Annotated in this window: 17 protein-coding genes and 1 pseudogene; 3 read left to right on the plus strand and 15 right to left on the minus strand. The window is 59.9% G+C overall.

Annotated elements, in window-relative coordinates; all coding sequences use genetic code 11:
• Position 1: 1 nt before the first annotated feature.
• The 8 genes from R0232_RS25740 to R0232_RS25775 form a co-directional block, all read right to left on the minus strand.
• Complete coding sequence (locus R0232_RS25740; RefSeq protein ID WP_431509915.1) at positions 2-1,129, minus strand: efflux RND transporter periplasmic adaptor subunit; 1,128 nt, start codon at positions 1,127-1,129, stop codon at positions 2-4.
• A gap of 80 nt (positions 1,130-1,209) precedes the next feature.
• On the minus strand, positions 1,210-1,698 hold the full coding sequence (locus R0232_RS25745; protein WP_431509916.1) for a hypothetical protein: 489 nt from the start codon (positions 1,696-1,698) through the stop codon (positions 1,210-1,212).
• Positions 1,695-1,970 carry a metal-sensing transcriptional repressor gene (locus tag R0232_RS25750; protein WP_431509917.1) on the minus strand — a complete coding sequence of 92 codons (276 nt, stop codon included), beginning with the start codon at positions 1,968-1,970 and terminating at the stop codon, positions 1,695-1,697. The genes R0232_RS25745 and R0232_RS25750 overlap by 4 nt, the downstream gene beginning before the upstream one ends.
• 138 nt (positions 1,971-2,108) lie before the next feature.
• Positions 2,109-2,234 (minus strand): YHYH domain-containing protein, encoded by a 126-nt coding sequence (locus R0232_RS25755; RefSeq protein ID WP_159273336.1) that lies wholly within the window; start codon positions 2,232-2,234, stop codon positions 2,109-2,111.
• Positions 2,235-2,411: 177 nt separating this feature from the next.
• Positions 2,412-4,142: a UvrD-helicase domain-containing protein gene (locus R0232_RS25760; RefSeq protein ID WP_431509918.1), complete on the minus strand. Its 1,731-nt coding sequence runs from the start codon at positions 4,140-4,142 to the stop codon at positions 2,412-2,414.
• On the minus strand, positions 4,139-6,040 hold the full coding sequence (locus R0232_RS25765) for an ATP-dependent nuclease (RefSeq protein WP_431509919.1): 1,902 nt from the start codon (positions 6,038-6,040) through the stop codon (positions 4,139-4,141). The genes R0232_RS25760 and R0232_RS25765 overlap by 4 nt, the downstream gene beginning before the upstream one ends.
• Positions 6,041-6,208: 168 nt before the next feature.
• Positions 6,209-7,111: an OST-HTH/LOTUS domain-containing protein gene (locus tag R0232_RS25770; protein WP_431509920.1), complete on the minus strand. Its 903-nt coding sequence runs from the start codon at positions 7,109-7,111 to the stop codon at positions 6,209-6,211.
• A gap of 23 nt (positions 7,112-7,134) precedes the next feature.
• Positions 7,135-7,872 (minus strand): hypothetical protein, encoded by a 738-nt coding sequence (locus R0232_RS25775; RefSeq protein ID WP_431509921.1) that lies wholly within the window; start codon positions 7,870-7,872, stop codon positions 7,135-7,137.
• Between the two features lie 549 nt (positions 7,873-8,421).
• Here R0232_RS25775 and R0232_RS25780 point away from each other — a divergent pair.
• Entirely contained in the window at positions 8,422-9,174 is a 753-nt protein-coding gene (locus R0232_RS25780; RefSeq protein ID WP_431509922.1) for a hypothetical protein, read from the plus strand.
• Positions 9,175-9,557: 383 nt separating this feature from the next.
• On the opposite strand, the gene R0232_RS25785 is transcribed toward R0232_RS25780, so the two are convergent.
• The 3 genes from R0232_RS25785 to R0232_RS25795 form a co-directional block, all read right to left on the minus strand.
• Positions 9,558-10,247, minus strand: a complete 690-nt coding sequence (locus R0232_RS25785) for a hypothetical protein (RefSeq protein ID WP_431509923.1) — start codon at positions 10,245-10,247, stop codon at positions 9,558-9,560.
• Positions 10,248-10,339: 92 nt separating this feature from the next.
• Positions 10,340-12,499, minus strand: a complete 2,160-nt coding sequence (locus R0232_RS25790; RefSeq protein ID WP_431509924.1) for a KAP family P-loop NTPase fold protein — start codon at positions 12,497-12,499, stop codon at positions 10,340-10,342.
• A 196-nt stretch (positions 12,500-12,695) separates the two neighbouring features.
• Positions 12,696-13,133, minus strand: coding sequence for a helix-turn-helix domain-containing protein (locus R0232_RS25795; protein WP_431509925.1), 438 nt, complete (start codon positions 13,131-13,133; stop codon positions 12,696-12,698).
• A gap of 485 nt (positions 13,134-13,618) precedes the next feature.
• Here R0232_RS25795 and R0232_RS25800 point away from each other — a divergent pair, with 485 nt between their 5' ends.
• Entirely contained in the window at positions 13,619-17,593 is a 3,975-nt protein-coding gene (locus R0232_RS25800; protein ID WP_431509926.1) for a reverse transcriptase domain-containing protein, read from the plus strand.
• Between the two features lie 45 nt (positions 17,594-17,638).
• Positions 17,639-17,767: pseudogene (locus R0232_RS25805) on the plus strand (IS66 family transposase); the annotation flags it as partial.
• A gap of 10 nt (positions 17,768-17,777) precedes the next feature.
• Here R0232_RS25805 and R0232_RS25810 read toward each other — a convergent pair.
• From R0232_RS25810 to R0232_RS25825, 4 genes are read right to left on the minus strand one after another with little or no spacing between them, the layout of a single operon-like run.
• On the minus strand, positions 17,778-18,632 hold the full coding sequence (locus R0232_RS25810; protein WP_431509927.1) for a metallophosphoesterase: 855 nt from the start codon (positions 18,630-18,632) through the stop codon (positions 17,778-17,780).
• Positions 18,629-19,081: an HAD domain-containing protein gene (locus tag R0232_RS25815; protein ID WP_431509928.1), complete on the minus strand. Its 453-nt coding sequence runs from the start codon at positions 19,079-19,081 to the stop codon at positions 18,629-18,631. Before R0232_RS25815 ends, R0232_RS25810 begins: the two co-directional genes overlap by 4 nt.
• Positions 19,082-19,112: 31 nt before the next feature.
• Positions 19,113-20,048 carry a metallophosphoesterase gene (locus R0232_RS25820; RefSeq protein WP_431509929.1) on the minus strand — a complete coding sequence of 312 codons (936 nt, stop codon included), beginning with the start codon at positions 20,046-20,048 and terminating at the stop codon, positions 19,113-19,115.
• Positions 20,049-20,067: 19 nt separating this feature from the next.
• Positions 20,068-20,559 (minus strand): HAD domain-containing protein, encoded by a 492-nt coding sequence (locus tag R0232_RS25825; RefSeq protein WP_431509930.1) that lies wholly within the window; start codon positions 20,557-20,559, stop codon positions 20,068-20,070.
• Between the last annotated feature and the right edge of the window lie 4 nt (positions 20,560-20,563).

Genomic DNA, 20,563 nt, shown 5'->3' on the forward strand with positions numbered 1-20,563 from the left:
GTCAATTGCTTCCGCTCTTGCCGAGCCATGCCGCCTTCAGTGCGATCACGGAGCCGGTCGCCACCTGCTGGCCGGCACGCAGATTGCCGGTGACCTGGACCGATTGACCCGCGCTGGAGATGACATTGACCGGCTGCGCGACGAAGCCCTTTTCGGTTCGAACGAACACATAGGCCTTGTCGTCCTGACGGGCAATCGCTGGAAGGGGCAGCGCCCAGCCGGCGGTGTTCTCCGCGAACGGAACCTTGACCTGCACGACTTCGCCCGGACGCAGCAGCTCGCCGCCGCCCACCACCCGGGCGCGCAGCGTGACCGTCTGGTTGTCGCTCACGGTGGCACCGACCGACATCGGCGTTGCGCTGGCTTCGCGCCCGACCACCGTGATCGAGCCGGCGGTCTTGCTCGAGAGCGCCTGCTGTTGGCGATCGGACGGGATCTGGATGTCGAGCCAGAGCTGCGCCGTGTTGACCAGGCGCAGCAGGGAGTCCGAACCTTGCACGCGCTGCCCGGCTTTCACATCGAGACCGACGACCGTTCCGGCGCTTCTGGCCCGCACGACGAGGCCGTCCTGCAGGTTGCCAGCGTCGCCCATCTTGCGAATGGCTGCAGGATCGACCCCGGCGAGGCGCAAAGAGGCTTCGGCAAACCGCAGACGGGCCGCGGCTTCCTGGTTGGCGGCATTGGCTTCCTGGACACGCCGCTCCGGAATGATCCCCTCGGAGAAGAGCTGTCGCTCGCGCGCGGCAGTCTGACCGGTCAGCCTGGCCTTGCTGGCCGCCTCCAGCAATTTGAGCTGCAGGTCACCGTACTCTGGACTGCTCAGGCGCAGCAGCGGTTGGCCGGACTTGACGGACTGCTGCTCGTCGACGAGGAGTTCTTCGACCCGTCCACCGAACGGGGCGCTGATGACCTGGTTGCCGCTGGGGGGCACCACCACGCGGGCGGGATAGGCCATCCCGTTGATCGCCGATGGCTTTTCCAGTGGCGCAAGCGTGATGCCGAGGGCCTGCATCTGTGCGGCGGACACCGGGAATTCGGCGTTCGATGGCGTCGCCGCAACGGCGCTGGCCACCATGAGAAAACTGGACGCGCAGCCGAGCGCGACACGGCGGGCGAGCAAATAGGACATAGAAACTCCACGAGAAAGCGATCCCGCCGCGCAGTCAGGCGACGAGGAGAAGGCAGCGCCGCAATGGCGCCACCAGGGCTTCAGACGTGGAGTTGGGGCGGCGCGCGGCCGTCAGGGGGAACGGTTCGGAACAGCGGGATGGGCTCCCGCTCTCGATCAGGACGCCAGCGCACCAGCGCTTCGGCCACGGGCTGCGTGATGAGCCCGAATAAAACGAACAGCGGCACAAGTGCCAGAAGCTTTGGCGCGGAGTCCGGACTGACGGGCTGGATTGGAGTGCCTTGCAGCGCCGACATCGAATGCCCGCCACCGTGATCCGTGTTGTCCGAATCGACATGCAGCGAATGGTCGTCGTCTTGAGCCACTTGCTCGAAGGACGAGTGGCCCGCATCCAGCTGGCCGGCGTGGCTCGAGTAGCCTTCCGGGCCGCTTTCGTGGTGGTGCGCGTGGAACGGCGAACTGATCAAGTCCACGGCGATGACCAGCACCAGCAACCAACGCACGAGCAGCATCACCCCGGCCTTGGTGGGGGCGATCGACCTCGACAGTTGGGCGGTGTTCGCGCTCACAGGTACTTCGTGATGTCTTTGAAGTTGGCGATGGCCTTACCGAAGTCGCGGGGCGACGCTGCGACTTCCTCGAGGCAGTGATCCAGGTGATCGTGGATCAGCAGTTTCTTGGCTGCGCTGATTGCTTTTTCGACCGCGTGCAGTTGCTGTGCGATGTCCGCGCAGTCGCGCCCGCTCACCATCATCTCGATGACGTTTTGCAGGTGCCCGTCTGCGCGCTTCAAGCGCTTGACGAGATCCGGGTGACTTTGGTGGAGGTGTTCGCCGTGCACGACCGTATCCTATCAGGGGGGATACGGGAAAGGCAAAAGAGGCAGGCGCGGCGAAGGGGGATTCATCGTGGTGCAGGCTCCTCACCGACACGGCGAGCCTGACTCCTTCTAGCCTCTTCCCCGCCCGGAACCGACGACTCAGTGGCAGTGCCTCGTGCCGGTTGCCTTTTCCTGATGGCAGCCGTTCTTGTCTGTACCGCCGGAATGGGCCCAGGCCCCGACGCTCAGCACCAGAGCGATCAATGCGAATGCGATCTTCTTCATTTCGTTCTCCTCACCCAAAAGTGGGTGAGGTCAGTCTCAACGAATGTGAGCAAATGTTATTAGGGGTTTGCCCGCGACGGACAAGTGGACGGCGGGAGGTCCGCCCACCACCGGATTGCATAAGTCATCCAAGGTTGAGCACCGCGATTGAATCCATTGCGATCCCTGCATCCTGACTCAGAGCGCCAATTTGACTATCTCGGCAGGCCTGCCGCTCGATCCAAGCAGAGCCGTCAGGCGATCCGCGCGCGACTTCGGGATCGCGATAGCCAATAGCCTTTGTGCCCGTGATGCGCCCACATAGGTCTTGCGTGCCTCTTCCGCTGATTCTGGGGACTGTCCGCTCTCCAAGTAGTCCAGGATTTCCCCGGCCTTGGCTACGGACAGGACGACGCAGACAGCAGGAAACTCGGCCCCCTTGACGCTGTGAATGGTACGCGCCGACAGGCCGTGTGTCGGTGCGACCGAAAGCGCAGCGTCCAGGTTGGCGCGGTTCTGAAGGATCTGATTGATCGTGCGCAGTCCCGGAGGGAGACGTGGAGCCAGCACCGCTCGGGCCTGCTGAAGCCAGGCGTCTCGGGAAGGATAGAGGGTGGGGTCATAGCGAAGCTTTCGGGCCAAGGACAAAATGTCCGGCCGCCACTTCGAATGATCACTTCCGATCTCCTGCATGTGCTGGCGATAGGTCTTCGTGGAGAGATGTCCCTCGATCCTTAAAACGATCTTGTGGATGCCCTCCAGGGCATCTTGGCGTCCACCGAGTTCAAAGGACGAATGGAATTCGCACACCGCCGCCGCCAGCCGGTAGGATGCGTCGCTGGTATCGTCATCGGCCGCAACGCCTAGCGCGCGTGATCCGCTGAGTTTGGTCGCCGCGACAACGGGGCAGTTTTCCGGTTTCAGGCCCAGGTTCATGATGAGGCCTCGAAAATGATTGCCCACCGTCGAAGGCACGCTCTTGCCTGGATAGGCCAGCACATAAACCGGTGTCGGCTCGTCCTTGTGCTCCCCCAACGCTTCGTCGACAGTCATCCCACTGCTGTTGTTCCTCAGCGTCGCCACCGCCCGTACGATGTGCTGGCTGGAGCGGAAATTCCCCGTCAGTGAGAATCGCTCTTTGTCGGGGAACGTCGCGGCGAAAGTGAACAGCTCGTCCGTGACACCTCCACGAAAGCCGTAGATGGATTGATGGGGATCGCAGATCACCTTCACGGGCATTCCCATATCCCGAAACCACTGGATGATTTCCAGATCGGCCGGATTGCAATCCTGCGCTTCATCGACGATCAACTCACGAAACCTCGCACGCAGCGCATGTGCCAAAGGGGAATCAGGGCCGTGGCTTCGCAGCCTCTCCAACGCGACACTGCGCGCGTCGGCGTAGTCAAGCTCACCGCGTGCAAGGAATCGCGCCCGCATCTGTTTGGCGGCCGTCTCATGAGCAGTCGTAGAGGCAGTGAAGTTCTGCCTCTTCAGTTCGTCTGCGACAGGCTTACCCGTGAGTCGATCAAAGCACTTGAGCGTTAGGGGCCTGGCATTCGGATACGGCGTAACCTCTCGCGAGTCAATATCGGGAATCAACCGGGGCCGCGCAGGGGATCCCGGGATACCGAACGGAGCGACCAGGAAACGCCACAAAAAACTATCGAAGGTACCGATGAAGCTGGGTAGCACCGGCGGAAGGAGCAACCCTTCCTTACGCAATCGACCCTCCAGTTCCGAGACGGCGGCTTCGGTGAAGGACAGGAACGCGATCCCTTGCGGCGAGGTCTTCGTCTGGAGTAGCCGGCGCGCTCGCTCGACCAGTACACGGGTCTTCCCCGCTCCAGGACAGGCCGCCACAAATGCAGAGCCATCCCACGCAATGATCTGGGATTGCTCTGGCGTCGAAGTGAATGGGGCGCTCAATGCACCAGCGCCTCGATCGCCGTCTTCAGATACTGGGGCACATGGAATTCCTCGGCGGTGCAGATGGCGTCGGCGAGAAGCTGCGCGAAATCCCCTTTGGGTGTGTCATCGAACAGGTCCTGAATCGCACGGGCCTGCGGTTCACCAGCGCCGGCCGCGATTGCCGCGTCCCATTTCGCTTCAGATTTCTTGTGAAGGGCAAGGTACACGCTCTTCATCAGAGCTTCGTTCCCCGCACGGACCAACTCGGACTCCAGCGAGAAATCGTTCACTGAAACCGTCAGCAGCGCTGACGCATTTTGCTTCTTGGCGAACGCTTCGAGCTTTGCCTTCCGGTCTGCGCCAGCGCTCGTTTCGCCCAGCCCAAGTGCCCATCCATCTCCGTCGGTGATGACCACAAGTCGGTCGGCCAGGCAAGCACCTTCATGGTGGGTCAGAAGCAACTTGGCATACGGGTCGAAGTCCACACCGTCGATCGGAACGAAGACCGCCGAGCGGAAGAGTCGGTGCTTCTCTGGCTTGTCCTTGAGGACGCTTTTCTTGGCGATAACAGGTAGAAGAAGTGCCTCTGCGATGCCTTCGACAAGAAGAACACGACCACCGAACAGAAAGGCCGATTTGGTGACGTCCAGGTACCGGTCGATTTTTCGACGTTCAGAGGGATCCAGTGCAAGCTGCGCAAGTGGGATGCACCGTGTCACCCGCCGCTTGACCGGTGGTGCGGATGGAGCGCCTGTGGCGAGGACCTGGTGCGCGGCTTTCGCCAGCGCTGTCTCAGCCGCCGCAGGAACTGGTACGGCCGCCACTATCGGAGCGACGCTCGCATTGTGGGAGACCTCTATCGCTTCAGGAGCCGGAATGTCGGCCGCAACCGCGGAGCGAAAGAAAACAATTTTCTTGCTGTCTACCCAAGCGGACAAGTTCGGGGAATGGGTCGCGACGACAACCTGCACGCGGCCGGCAGGCCCATGCGGTGTCTCGGCTCTGGTTTTCGACTTCTCTGCTTGCTCTTCCAAGAAGCCCAACACGGCAGCTTGAAGCTGGGGATGCAGATGAGCCTCCGGTTCTTCCACCAGGAAGAGCGTCAGATCGACGTCGTTCGCTCTTTCCAACTCGATCGCAATCGTCGCCATGAAGAGCAAGTTGGCGTATCCGTGTCCTGAATAGCGCAGGTCCTCAGGCTCAATACCATGATCGGCCAGCTTGAAGCGCAGATCGCGCGCGATATCGATCAGCTTCTCATCGTTGGCAAAACTCAACGAAGTGTGTTGCTTGCGAACCCCGGCAGTCAGGGCGCCAAGGTTCCCTCCGACTGCCACTCCTACTTCTTTCAGGATCTCAGACGAGTTTGTTCGTCTCAGTTCTTTGGCGACATCCTCAGCATCGCGTGAGCCGAGAAAGTGGTTCAAGAGTGCGTAGATTCTTGTCGGATTGCCCGAGGCCAGAGCTCTTTTGGCGTCACGCAACGGCGGCAGGTAGACGTGGCGAATCATGTCGTGGCTGCCCAGTTCGGGCATGTCCTTATGCACGCCACCCCACAGTCGCGGCCGAACAGGAAGGCGCGCTCCCTCCTCGTTGTAGTTCAGACCGAAGACGCATGTCGATAGCGATGCGTCGGTGACAGCAGACAGCATGCGACCACCCTCGGCAGGACTGAGTTCTGCGAAGTGCGCTTCGAGTTCGAATTCTGGGGTTGCGCTGCCGAAACGAATGTCCGTCGTCTCGCAGTAGAGTTCTCGCCGCCCGCTGAGCGGTAACGTCAGCAACCTCACCGCGTCGATGGCATTGCTCTTGCCCGCGTTGTTTTCTCCGACGAACACTGTCAGATCGCTGCACAAGGGAATATCGATTTTGTCGAATGATCGGAAATTTCGACTTGAGAGTTTTTTCAGATACATAGGCTTCTTCTTTTCATCGTCTCCTCATCCTGACGCCGGAGGAAATCCCGACGCGGGATGAGGCCTGGATCGAACAAACTGATCTGATCGATTGCTTCTACGGCATCTGCGTCTCGCTTCCCGACGAAGAGCTGCGGACATAGATAAGCGATCGCAGACATTCACTTTTCAGGGCTCCGGAAGACTCTGAAACTCCGTGCGGCCCAGTTGCTGCGCAGAGCCAGGCTCGCGGCGGACCTTGAACTGCTTGGACTCGTGCAGTACTTGGCGCCATGATGTGCAGCCGTAGCGCTCGAGCGTCTGCTCAGGGTGATCGAGGTTCATCCTCGCGATGACTCGGTCGAGGTTGGCCCAGCCATCGACAGCCACCTCAGCGGCTGCCGCGCGCAGGCAACGCACAATGCCGCACTTGGGCCAGTCAACGGAGCCATCCGGGTAGATACCGTCGAACAGAAGGTCAGTGCTGGCAGGGCTCGCAAGGAAGGCGCCCATTCGCCGGCGCGCTTCATCCATCGACAGCGCCCAATGGCGCAGTCGGTCGTAGTGGCCATCGACCTTGACCATGCTGGCGTCCAGGTACGCATCGGCGTCTTGACACCCGGTGACCGACCAGACGTCAAAGCGTTCAATGAAGTGGTGCACGAGTTCATTGCGAAGCGCGACCAACTCTTTCAGGCCACTGACGACCTGATCGTAGTCTGCCTGGCCCAGCGTCATGCGGGTCTGCATCCGAAACCAAATGCGGCTGGAGTCGTCCGGATCCCACTCGGACTGCGCCGCCCCAGGCTGTTGCGGCTGCAGGTAGGTACCGGTGAGCTCGTTGACCAACTGCCCGAGCGTCAGTTTTGACACGGCTTCGCCGCGCTTGCGCCGGATGTCCTCGAGTTCATCGGAAGGCCCGGCGATCTCGAAGTCGACCGCCAACGCCTTGACCAGGCGCTCGTACTGCTGCAGCCGAAGCATGCAGCGCCCCAGCTTGCGCTGGACCTCGCGCTGCAAGCTCGCGACTGGCTCGCCTGGCACGGATTCTGGCGCGAAGCCGGCTTCCTGAGTCTGGAGTTCGCTGCTCATGTTCCGCCCGCGCTGATACGAGCTCACTTCGCCATGTCGTTGACGAACTTTCGCCCGGCGTCTTCCTTTGCTTTCTCCGCGGCACGTCTGTTTGCCAGTTCTTTCAGGGTCCCGTCGCGAATCTCGGCACTGACCGGAGTGATCTGAGCGGCGTTATCGCGCAGATCGATCGACACACCCTCCTGAGGGTGCATGTACCGGTAGCCGCGGCGGCTGTTGACCAACTGCCAGGAGCCACGCTCCAGTACATCCCGCAGGCCCGGCATCGAGTTGCGATTGAGAAGGCATCCGACCGGCCGATCCCAACTGGCCGACGGGTTCGTGCGGGTGGCCTTGTCAACGCACCGCTGATCGTAGTTCGGCGCCGCGAACGCGACGGTGATTTCGTCGTAGCTGATCACCTCCGGAGGCATCGAGCGAACGTCGCCCTCGAGGTTCTTGGCCTTGCCAGGGTCCGCTGTGAATTTGTCCCGGCCATTCAGCGTGACTGAGGCCGCTTTTGCCTCAATCCCAAGGGCAATGAACTTGCCCGAGAACTGGCACGTGTAGCCGTAGTACGAAGCTTCGCAGTCCTTGAAGCCTGCGGCCCGCGCATCCGCGGCGCGCCCCGGTAGCGCCACCCCGGCGAAACGCTGCACCTGCACCTGCTTGGGCGCCGAAGAGGGCTCAGCCGGCCCACAGCCGTAGAGCGCACTGGCCAGTGCAGCGAGCAGCAATGGTTTTGCGAAAGCCGTGCGGCCGCGCTTATTCTTCCAGTCCACTTTGAGCTCCTCGCCTCATTGGGCCTCTTGCGGCCGCAGTGTAGACCACCACGCCATGGGACGAACGCTAGTCTCGAAGGGATCACCAGCGATCAGCCGCCAGGGCGTGTCGCAAACCGCCCTTCGCGAGGAATGGCGGTTCGCTTCAATGCCGGCTGTGCTGCGGCGAGCCTGTCTACCCGTGTCGACCATCGCTGTCACGCAGTTCGGCAGCGTCGTGTTCAGCTGACCTTCGCAGTACTCGTGGTTGCCTAGTACCTAGATCACGGTGTAAGCAACGCCGCCAAACGCGAATCAGCTAGGGTGCCACAGGTTTTGCAGTCGGGTCCCGTACGCTGCTCCCGAGCACTCTTCTCGCTGGCCCAGAGGACAACTTTGGGCGCAGTCTATTTTTGCACCACGGTCAAATCTGTCGTAAGATTTCTGCCAAGGCGTCTGGGCCGAACCTGTTCCCGGGTTAAAGCAGACATCAACATGTGCCACCGAACGGACTTCAATCCGGGTCGATGCGTAATCGGGAAACATCGACCAAATCGATTGGAGTGCCGTATGGCAGCTACACCCCTGTGCGCGTCCCCTCTTGCCGCGCTTAAGAAGACGCTCCGCGACGAATTTCCTGACGTCAAGTCTTCGCACCTGAGCGAAGCACTGGCCTGCAGCCTAGGATTTCGAACGCATGCCGCGATGCAAGCAGCGATGGTTGGCAGCGAGCAGGATCGTCCCTTCGTTTTGCTGAGATCGTCTCAGTTCGTGGATCGCCTTGTTCAACTCGGCTATGACGATGATCCAGAGTTCGACTTCGAGATGACCATTGGAGGTGGGGAGCCACTGCTTGGCGTGGTCTCAACGGTTCCGGTCTCGGCTTACGAGATCGAATACAAGACGCTTCGCCAACGGGCTTGGCGCAACCTTCTCGTCTGCGCCATCAATGCGGCTCTCGAACAGAGACTGTTCAGTCTTCGCCCAGGTGACAACCGTTTCCCGGACAACATGCGCCGTGGCGAGTTGTTCGAATTCGTTCTGCCGAACGGCATGCCTGCGCGCGGGTCGGTGGCGGACGCCGGCTTCCACGAGCTGTCTGTACATGCCGCCGTAAATCCAAATGGAGATACTGTCCGAGCATTCAACGCCGGTTTCCATGCAGGCGACGCGTTTGGCACAACCTGGATCGAGCGTGAGCGTGGCGCATGGATGCAGTCGTCGGATGACTCGTTTCACTGCCGCAAGTGGCTACTCGCTGAACTCGCTGAACTGCAGGTAGCACCCCTCGGCTATGGCGACCGAGGCAGAGTCATCATGTAGTGACTGTGCTTAGGATTCGATGCTCGCCACGAGCCTCCTCTGCTACGAAACTGCACCCCAAAAAGACTTTCGTCATCCTTTCGCTCCTCGGTCAGAGCATGAGTGCGCTGTCGCCCGAGGAGATCGCCTTATATGAGGCGCTTCTGATCAACGAATGGGAGGGATGGAAATAGAGGCGTGGGGTTCGGCTGGAGCAGGAGCGCCTGGAGTGGTCTCACGTCGAAACGGAAGTGCGCGGGTTCATTGGATAGGAAATTTCGTCCTCATTTCCGACGTGCAGTCCGGTGCCTACCAACAACGTCGATGATCGCGAATAGGTTCAGGCACTGGTTCTTGGGACGGTCAGGCACCCCGCGCCGAACCGCCGCTGGGTCGAGAGATTGTCAGATCGGAAGATAGATCGAGCGAGCGAGCTCGTACGTGGCATCGATTCCAAGCTTCTCGAAAAAGTCATCCGCAAAAGCAACAGCTGATCTCACCGACCATTCAGCACAACCCGCCCCAAGAAGCTTGTCGGGATAGAAAGGGTTGCCCGCTCCAGTGAGCGGGTTCTCCTCGAACTTTCCCCTCAGGCGCTTTTCGAATTTGTGGACGTGCGGTGGCTGTGTTCCTCCACTGACAGCGATCATCTCGGGCTCGAAATGAATCAGAGCATTCCGAAGCTCGATCAGAAGCTTGACGTCCTGGTAGGGCCAAGCACCGCGGTCCATGGACGGACTTGCGTTGAGTTCCAGAGCGATCTCATACTTTTCTAGTATCGAATAGGCAGCGGTGCGTGGCACCTCCCTCATCCACATGCGTCCGAGCAGCCCCTTCGAAGCAATCGCATGCACCCGCGGCCTGGGGGGATCTTCGGCGCAGTCCGCGAAGAGTTCGTTGACCGTCGCCTCAAGGAATGCAGTTGACATGATGACTGCTGATACTGCAAACGCGTTGTGCTGACGGCGCCCGGGACTGTCAAATGGAGTCGTCCCAGCGGTCGCTTCCAGAGCGCGGCATTGGCTCGCGAAGAGTGCTGCTGCAGAAAGATGCGCTATTGAAAGATAGTGGCGAAACTCGATAGAAATGGACATCCGGTGGCTCCGTAGCTCTCGGCCTTGGTTCATCTCACTGAGGAAGGCTCCCTGCAAGGACTTGGATACAGCGTACCGAATCGAATCTCGCATTACCCTTCTGCCAACGATCCATCTTTGCCGTAAATGCGCTTTCCTTCAACCAATGCTCGCCAGGCGGCCTTTGCCGGCAAAGTCAAGGTTGCATCGGCAAGTCGACTTTCTCCATGGCGCTTCAATTCTGCAAGCGACACATATGCTTCAATTCGCATTTCTTCGGCCCCCAACGCGAAAATCTGTCCCTTGTAGGAGTCGAAGCTGTCGCGCAAAGCGCAGAGCACAAAGCTGTCTAGCGATGAATCGAAGTCCCTCAGTGTCTTGAATATCGGCTGACAATGGCCTTTCGCGAAGTTTGGAAGATGCCACAGGATGATGTAGCTCGCGCACGCCTCAAGTAGCCTTCCATTCTGCGCAGCTTTCAGACAGTTCTCCGCGAATACGTGCTGAAGTGCCTTCCCCTTTGACGACGGATACTGGAGCGAGCTCTTGCTCGTTCCACCGAGAGAGCTCATGGCAATGACATGCATCGCGATGCTAAGGCATGCATCGTCCTTGACAAGGGCTTCGGCGATCAAGGCTTCCTGCCCGGCGCCGGCCGTCTCGACCAACGAGCTGATAGCGCGTACAGCCGCGGTGTCTGCCCTGAAGTGACCTCGTGCCGTTGCAATGTCGCCTCTTGCATCTATCAGTCTTGCGATCGAGAGACAAAGATCGAGGAGGTCGGCAACTCCTTTGCCCTCAAGGGAGGCCGCGACATCGCCCAAACTCTCTAGGAACGCAAGTCCATTCTCAGAAGTCAACGCGGATTCAATCTCTCCTCGTTTGCTCGGGTGATGAAGATATTGACGCGCTGCGACGAAGCTGACATCTGCAGCACCTGTGCTGAGCTGGAGTGCGACCAACAGCCTTGCCGGGTCGGCGATATGCCCCTTCACTCCGGAGATCTGGCCGGAAACAAAAGCCTCTTCGGCATTGGCGGTCAAAGGAAATAGCCGGTGGACCAACCGCTTGACAGCTGCGGATGAACTGCACTTCTCATACGCTTCTTCGCGCTTTTTTCGGCCATTCTTGATGATATCTTTGCCGCTGCTGTGCACGCCGAGATCGGACGGAAGGCGTCCGACAAAAAGGCTCGGCTGCTTGCTGAGCAGCTCGAAAACTGGTGAGGCCTTCACCATCAAAGTTGCTAGACCCACGATGTCCGAAAGGACCACTTCGCCGCGCAGCTCCGGCTCAATTACGCGCACTGTATTGAAGACGCGGGTCACATCCCTAGGTTGCTCGAGAAGTTCTCTGAGCCCAGAGAAGTAGAGCATGGCGATACGGTCCTCGGAATCCGAAAAATGGCTTGCGGACGCATCCGGATGCAACGTTCCAAGTGCCTCGTTAACGAGATCTCTGCGCGAAGAGAGTGACATCCCCGGCAGTGGCATCCTGAGTTGCACGACTTTGTCCAGATAGTTGTCGGCTTGCGGCACGGATGCACTTTGCAGCGCCCGCCCCACATAGGCTGGGTCAAGGGCTATGACGTAGCCAACGTTCGGTAGGCCGCCAACTGCCTTGATGATGCGAATCATCTCGAAGACTTCCAGAGGGTACAACCTGTCGATGTCGTCCACAAAGATGACAATTGGCTGAGTCAGCTTTTCTAGTGCCTCTTCTACTCTCGTCTTCTGTACTTCAATGTCTGGCGTTTTGTACTCGGCGATCTCCTCCGTTGTCTCTCCCACAGCAAGGACTACAGACTTGATCATGGAGGCCCACGGCTCCGCGCCAGGTATGAGCTTCATGACATCAAATGCCTTGGCGTACGTCTTCAGCTCCTTGGCAGCTTTCTTGCCATTCTTGGCGTGGTCGGTGAGCTTTGCTGCTGTCGCGAGCTTGGACAGAAAGTGCCGAAGCAACGCGTCACGATCACCGATCAGCCATGGATTGAAGTGCACGATGACGGGCTTGTCTGCCTTGCTGCCTTGTCCCAGCAACTCCTCGATCATTGCAAGGGCCGAAGTCTTTCCGCTTCCCCACGCTCCCTCAATGGAAAGCACAAAGCCGGAATTGGACGTAATGCGACGGAGCGCCTCCGCCGCTGACTTTGCGAATCCGACTCGGCCGAACTTGTCAAGTCGAAGTGCGCTACCAGCTTGCAGAGGCAGGTCCAAACCGATGCTGATGCCGTTCGAATCTTCGATTTTCGAGATTTTTGTAGATGACAAAGTGGTTGGCCCGGATCGTGAAAATTATCGAAGAGTACAGCGCCGGCTTTTCGCACCAAAGCGGGCAGCTGGCCACTCTCAGGAAAATGGTGCCACGTACCTTTTCATGCTCCTGCTGGCTTCTTCAGTCTCTGGTCCAACGCGGTACAGTGGATCTCCAGAGGAGAATGAGCTTGCCGCTCATGCGTAGATCTCACTACGTGGACAGGCGCAGCGCAACCTCTCGTGCTCCGAAGCCTCGCACCCTTGCAAGGCTCTCGAGTTGCGCCGCCCGCGGACGTGCCTTGCCTTGTTCCCAGTGGTAGATCGTCTGCCCGGAGACGCCGACCAGTTGCCCATAGTGTGTAGCGGAGAGTCCGAGCTTTGAGCGCTGTGCCGCCAACCTGGTCGCGCTGAATCGGCGCTTTGTGCCTTCTGCAGGCTCATTGGCTGAATCAGGCAAGGTGGCGGGACGCGTCGCGGCCTTCGAAAAACGGCGCAGTTCTGTCTCGAGCGCATTCACTTGGCGACGCAGCTCGGCAATCGACGCACGATGGGCGACGGATGCCTTCTTGAGCGTTTCGATCTCGGCGCGCACCTCTTTGCGAGCAACGCGGGAAATCTCTGCTTTGAGAATCGAGGCGATATTTGGCATGGACGCATTGTGCCGTGCGGCGGCAGCGTTGACCTAAGAGGCTTAGGTCGACTGGCACGGGGCAAATCGATGTGTGCTCCGGTCCCCTGACGCCTCCTTCAGACTGGGTGCAGATGGTGGACCTTCTACTCTTGAACATCTGCAGTCGCCGAACGCCAATGCGCGTGCGAGATTCAGGACGAACGTCCAATCGCTTCTCTATGATCGCCCGCACCACCCCGTGCGGCACTTCACTATTTAGGTAAGCCGTCGCTGGTAACGGCAGGTTTTCCTACCCGCGGTTGGCTTGCGGCCGTCGCGGGGGTGATTCCCATGAAATCCTGGCCCGGCTAGCATCCGTCGGCGCATTGACATCGACATTGACGGTCTCCATGACACTAGACACCTCTAGCAGCGACAGTTTCTGTCGATGATGTAGCGAACAACTGCGCTGGAGTGAGCCTCATTCGCCCAGCCAAGCACAATAAAATTTTGGAGGGAAAGTCATGACGGTGGTAAAGGAACAGTACAGCTCTTTGGCTCTGCAAGGGGAGAGCTTGGCCGATGTGGTGGTCCTGGCACAGGCTTGGAAGAAGTCGCATGCGTTCATCCGCCGCCACAATTGGTATGCCGACGTCTTGGAACTGGACGCTTCGACCATCGACCTTGAGGACCGCCTTGTTCGGTGGGGAGAAGCGATCCGAAGCGACGACTTCCGGCCTCACGACATGCTACTGGTACCTGCCCCCAAGAATGCCAAATGGGATTTCAGGGCGGCTCCTAATATCCAAATCGATGATCTGCTGAGCTTGGATCTCGACAGCCTGGGCTCAGACCCGACATTTGATGATTGGAGCCCCAGGGCCGAGGCCCGGGCCGAGCAAGACACGGCCGACATCTTGACCGAAACGACTCAGAAGCTTCGCCCGCTGGCGCATCTGACCATTCGCGACCAGACATTGGCCACGGCGGTGATGATGTGCCTCGCCGAGGCGGTGGAATCGGCCCAGGGCAACACGACCGACACGGATGGGCTAAGTGCTCGCGCGGCAGGTGTGGTGAGCTACGGAAACCGACTGCATTGCAGTTGGGAGCGCTCGTCAACACAGCGACCGCGAGCGAAGTTCTCATGGGGAAACAGCCGAACCTACCGGCAGTATTTCCAGGACTATCGTGCGTTCCTGGCGCGTCCACGTCGTGTCTGCGACGAACTGATGCCACAGCTTGCTCCTCGCCGCGAGCTGTTCGTTGTCTCTCTCGACATCAAGTCGTTCTTCGACCGGGTGGATCGGGCTGCGCTGCTGACCGAACTGCAGCAGATCGAGGCAGAGTTTTGGACAACACACGGATTGCCCGATCGGCAACGTGCCGATGACACGTTCTGGCAGCGCACGGCTAGGGTCTTCGATTGGCGCTGGAGAGATGAAGAGCATCGGCATGCAGGGCTGATTGCCGGCCCCGGGAAAACCGAACTGGAGCTCGGCCTGCCGCAAGGCTTGGTGGCCTCTGGCTTTCTGGCCAACGCGTATTTGGTTCGCTTCGACCAAAGCCTTCAAGAAGTGGCAGCTAAGGCCAAAGACATTGGCGACGAGGTCAAGCTGCTGGACTACTGCCGGTATGTGGACGATATGCGACTTGTCGTGGAGGCCCCAAGTGGCCCGGGCGGTTTGGGGCAGAGCGCCGTGCTGGAGCGGGTCAAGGCGTACGTAACCCGCGCGCTTGAAGCTCACTGCCATCGCATTGCCGCTCGACAAGTTTTGGAGCTCTCGCCGGACAAGTGCACCATCACCGCATACCGCGCCATCTCTGCGCAAAGCCACATGTCGGCGCAGATGGAGATGCTCAACGCTGAGCTAAGCGGCACATTCGACCTTGAGTCACTGGAACAGGCGGCCGGCGGACTAGACGGTTTGCTCTGGATGTCGGACCAGATCGACGACGTTGCGGAGCCCAAGCCGTCACGCCTGTCGCTCGCGACTGTGGCCGTTCCGAACACGGATGTGCGCGACGACACGGTCAAGCGATTCGTGGCCACTCGCCTTGCACAGCTGATGCGGCATCGCCTAGCAATGACCGATACGGAAGCGCGCATCGACTCGGCCGATCCGCAAACCGAGTACGTGACAAACGGCCGAGTGCTTTCGCACGAGTTCGAGTCGACGGCACGGAAGTTCATCAAGTGCTGGGCCGATAACCCAGCGCTTGCACTACTGTTGCGCTGCGGACTGGACTTATTTCCCCATCCGCGGCTGTTGGCACCTGTGGCTGAAGCTCTTGGAGTGAAACTCTTCGATGTTCCGCAGGACCTGAGTGCCGGGAAACAGCGGGAGGTGCTAGTTGCCGAGTACGTATTGGCGGACCTGATGCGTGCAGGCGCCGTGGAAACAGGGTTCCGTGATGCGGACGAGTACCCGGAAGGGGTGGATGTAGCTGGCTACCGCGAAGAGTTGGGCGCACTGGCTCGACGAATTCTCACCGACCGGCCGGAGTCGCCCTGGTACCTTCGCCAACAGGTGCGCCTGTATCTTGTATCGATAGGCGATATGTCGATCGCTACCACTACTGGCACAGATACCGCCGAGTTGCAGCCATATGCCGCTCTGCAGCGAGCGGCACTGTATGAGCCGGCACATGGAACGGAGTTGAAGGCGGCTCTTCCGCTCGCTATTGTTGCGCAGCAACTCCACCCCAACCCGCGACGCTTTGGCACCTGGCTGGCTGATGGCCTGCGGCGCACGACAGACGAGACGTTGCAGGCCGACGTGCTTCGATCGCTTTCGCTCAACCGGCCGGACTTGGTGATGGCAACACTGAACGGTCGCAAGTCCCCGTTGTGGCGGAAATTTGTTCCACGATCCATAACAGAGACCAACAGGCGTGCACTCTCGGTTCGCCGGGCAGGCGCGGGTCCGAAGGATGTCGCGCTGCTTCTCCACCTGATGTTGGAGCCGGACAACGTATTCGGTCAGGAGAACAGCATTCTCCTGCTGGCCGCTGCGCTCTTGCGCCATCCAGGGATCGAAGACCGTTTGGCCGCAGGGCTGTCCGCAACTGACATCATTTTACGCTGCGAGGACTGGGAGCGAATTCCAGCGCTTCCAGCGTCGAACGCCTTTCTATCGATTGAGGCGCTTGAGCCCAACGAGCCGGACAGCCCGCTCTATAACAACCCGCCGTGGGTCGCCGAAGAATGCGCTTGGCTCTACGGATTGGGACGCGTTCTTCGAGCCGCGCTGACCGGGGAATTCGACTTCACCAGTCGCCGCTTTCTGGTAACGGAAGACGTAGGTCGGTACACCGGACTCAGCAGCACTTGGTTTAAACGGCGCTTCGGTCTGCTCAACTCTGGGCGCGGCCTACTGGACGAGCCGGGTCCAGTATCCCCCTGGTTGTCCGGACTGCTGTCAACACTGCTGCAATGGCCCGGCGTCGAGTTTCGGTCCAATGATGCCGCTGCCGCAGGTCAGGCACGCACAGCGGCGGAACTGCTGATGCTGGTGGAGTCGCGCATCGACATACAGCGTGCCTTGTTTGGCAGCCGAAGCCAGACTCCCATTTACGTGGTGCCGGTCGATGACCATGCGCCGCTAGAGAACAGACCACTGCGCGTGGCCATCGTTCAACCCATGCTGCCGCGTCGGGATGAGTTCGACGTCAAGGACCCATTGCATTGGTCACCAAGCGTGCTAGCGGAGCATCGAAGACACTTAGCTGAGGTTTGCAAGTTGACCTATCAGAAGCTCAAGACATGGGCTTCTGCAGTGGCTACCGCGCGTGGAAAGGGCGAGGAAACCGGCCCAGTCGTTGACTTAGTTCTGTTCCCCGAGTTGGCCGTTCATCCTGAACACGTCCAACTGTTGCGCCGGCTGTCCGACAAACTGCGAGCCAACATCTTCACTGGCCTGACCTTTCTGCATTCAAACAAGGCTGGCGGCGTCGTGAATCAGGGCCTCTGGCTCATTCGGACGGAATCCCCAGCCCATGGGCGCAGTTTCCAGTACGTCTGGCAGGGCAAGCTGTATCCCATGAAGTTGGAGGCAAAGATGGGCGTGAAAGGCTACCGACCTCACGTAACTCTCATTGAACTGCCTATCGGCGCGAAGACAAGAACCCGAGTTGCCGCTGCGATTTGCTATGACGCAACCGACCTCGATCTAGTGGCAGATCTTCGTGATCGGTCAGATATGTTCCTGGTAGCAGCCTTGAATCAAGACATTCAGACCTTCGACAACATGATTGCTGCCTTGCACTTCCACATGTACCAGCCTGTGGTGTTGGCAAATTCCGGTGAGTTTGGAGGCTCTACCGCGCAAGTTCCACTGCCGAAACACGAGCGCTTGGTAGCCCATGTTCACGGCAGTCACCAGGTAGCTGTCAGTGTGTTTGAGGTAGATCCTTCATTGTTTAAGTCGACATCGGCTGCAAAGGTGGCGAAAGAGCCAAAGTCGCCTCCCGCAGGGTACAAGGGCAGGCCATTGTGACGAGGCCATGGGAGGTTGATCGCGCACCGCCTTCGCGCGACCGATGGCACAGCGCTGGCCCGGGCGCTGGATTACAGCCTAAAGCAATGGATCGCGCTCACGCGCTACATCGACGATGGGCAATTGCCGATCGACAACAACTGGGTGAAGAACCAGATCCGCCCGATCGCACTCCATCAGCGCTTCAGCAGCACATCCTCAGCGGAGCCATGCTGGGAGACCCCAGATTGATGACCAGACCAGGCTCGAACGCCTTGTTCTCGATCCTGCCACTCCAGTTGACGTATCCGCGCGGGTTGGACACGACTCGACAAGAACGGACTCGATAGTCGAACTGCTGATGCGTGTGACCATGCACCCAGAGCATGGGTACATCGAAGAAAGCTTCCGGAAGCTCGGTGACGAATGCGCCCGAGGCCCAGTCATCGGCGTAGCGCTGCGCCAGCGAACCGCGATGAGGTGCATGGTGCGTCACAACCACGGTCGGGCCAGGGAACGGTTCCAAGAGCCTCGTCTGCAGCCAGGCGCGCTGTGCCTGATGAATCCGCAGTGTGTCGGCCGCTTGAAGCTTTCTTCCCTGCTTGTCCCGCCAGGTATCGGGCTCTGCCGACTCGTCGACCGTGCGGATCAGCGCGTAGTCGTTCAGCAGATTGGTCGCCATCTTCATGGCACGCCCGACATCGCTGACCGGACCTTCAGGCGTCTCGATGGCAAGCGCGAAGTCAGTCCACAGCGTCGCGCCGAGGAAGCGCACGCCATCGACCACCAACTCGTCACCGTCGAGAAGATGGACATTGGTTCCTTCGGCCTCCCGGCGTGCATCGGTCAGGGTCGTGTCCAACCGTCCGTCGAAGTACTCGTGATTGCCGGCGACATAGACCACGGGCTTGCCACGAAAGCGATCCGCCGCCCACTGGACGGCGCGCTTGGCGGGCGAATGAATGTCGCCGGCCAGGATGACAGCATCAAACTCGAGATCAGGCACCGGCTCGAAAGGTGCGAACTCGAGGTGAAGGTCGGAAAGAATCAGAACTTTCATTGAATCGCCCCTTCAAAGCGCGCACGAAGCTCGGCACTCGCCTTGTCGTCGAAGCCGGTGAACGAGCCGCACACCACCAGATGGTCCTTGCAGTGATCGAACTGCCAGTCGGCATCGTCGAGTGCAACCCATGGCTCATTGATCGCATCGTGGATCTGGAGCCAGGCAAGGATTTCTCCTTCACGCTTCCTGTACGGCGGTGGAAGGCCAAAACCCGAATGAGGCGTGGCTCCGAGGATGCGGGCTCTGATGTCGCTGGAGAAAGGCTTCAGCAAGGTCTTGTAGAGAAGCTGCTCGCGCCAGGATGAACTGATCACGATGTTCACGTGCGGGAATTCGCGCAGCAACGCCTCTAGTCGCGATAGGAAGCAGAAATCGGCGCCGCCGTTGAGGATGTGTTCTTCCCCTTCCGGATGCAGAACGCCGTCGAAGTCGAGGAACAGGATCACCCTGAATCTCCTAGCCCATATCCACCAGCCTTCATACGACACCGCCGTGTTGAATCGCGATGAGGATCGATCGCACTCTGCCAGCGCCGCCCCCGACAGCGAACGCCGTCGGCGTTTGACCATCGAGCAGCTCGTGCGGCTTGTCCAGCCAGGCTTGGGCCGCTGCGCCGAACACCTGAGTAGCGAGGTCGAGTATGTCTTGTAGAGACTCTCCCGGCCCAGGCTCGTCGCGCGGCCATGCCAGGTGCAAGCCCATGTCGACCCCGAAGGCGCGAAACGGCGCCGCGGTGGTCATCAAGCCCTCGCCGACATAGTCGATGGACCGGTGGTGGTGGCCGTGAACCACCAGCTGGACGCCGAGTTTCTCAGCGAGCTCGTCGATCACCCGCCAGCCGTGCGGATGCGCCGAAGGCGCCTCGTGCGTCGCCAGGATGTCGGCGCGCTGGCTCCGGAGCAACTGCAGGTAGTCGTTCGGGAAGATGGAGGACCGGTGCCTGCGGGAGATGCCGTCGCGCCACCGTTCCTCGCGCTTCATGGTGCGGCGCATGGCGTCGCTCGACTGGAACGCCGCCTCCTCGATCGGCCGCCGCGGATCCCAGATCTTGCTGCGGAAGATGCCGCCCAGGCCTGCGACCTTGTACCCTGCGATCTCGACGATGCGTCCGTGCAGGTTGCGGGTGGCGAGCTCTGATCCCCACAGGTTGTCGTGGTCGGCGTCGGAGTCCGTGTCGTGGTTCCCGTGGATGAACCAGATCTCGGTGAGATCCAGGATCGGCCTTAGCTCGTCGTGCAGAGGTCGGCGCGCCTGGATGTCGCCCAGCAGCACGATCGCCTCAGGCTGAAAGCGCTCGACCGCGGCGATCACCGGATCGAGATCGCCGTGTGGGTCGCCGAAGAACATGAGCTTGGGCTTCGACTGGTTGTGCTCGGACCGCGCACGGAGGTTCGATGAGATGAGCGGTTTCATTTCAAATGCCGATGGCGGTTCATCGTCCAGCCGCAAACCGCAGGAAGTGCGAGCGTAGTTCCTGGAAGCTGTCTTGATCGAATGCACGCTTGGGATCGGTGAGGACGAGCCGCGCGAAGCCCGCTTCGAAGTTCTCGGGCCAGTCGTCAAGTGCGACCCATTCCGCGTCGCTGCGGCCGTTCCCATCGAGCCACGCCTGGATCTCCAACTGACGCCGGTGGTGGACGGCCACACCGGGGTCAATCTGCGGCGTCGCGCCGATGATCCGACGCCGGATCTCGGTGCTGAAATACCGCTGCAGCTGCTCGATGCTCTCGGCCAGCCGCCAATCCGACGAGATGATGACGTCGACAGACTCGAACTCTCGAAGAAGCGCCTCGAGCCGCGGCAAATGGCTGAAGAACCTGCTGCTGAACGAGTAGTCCACGCCGACAGGATGAAGAACACCATCGATATCCAGGAACAGCAAATCGCTGGAATCACTCGTGCGACCAACGGCATCGTGGGTCAACGTC

The organism is Variovorax sp. DAIF25, assembly GCF_050711835.1.
GTDB lineage: Bacteria > Pseudomonadota > Gammaproteobacteria > Burkholderiales > Burkholderiaceae_C > Variovorax.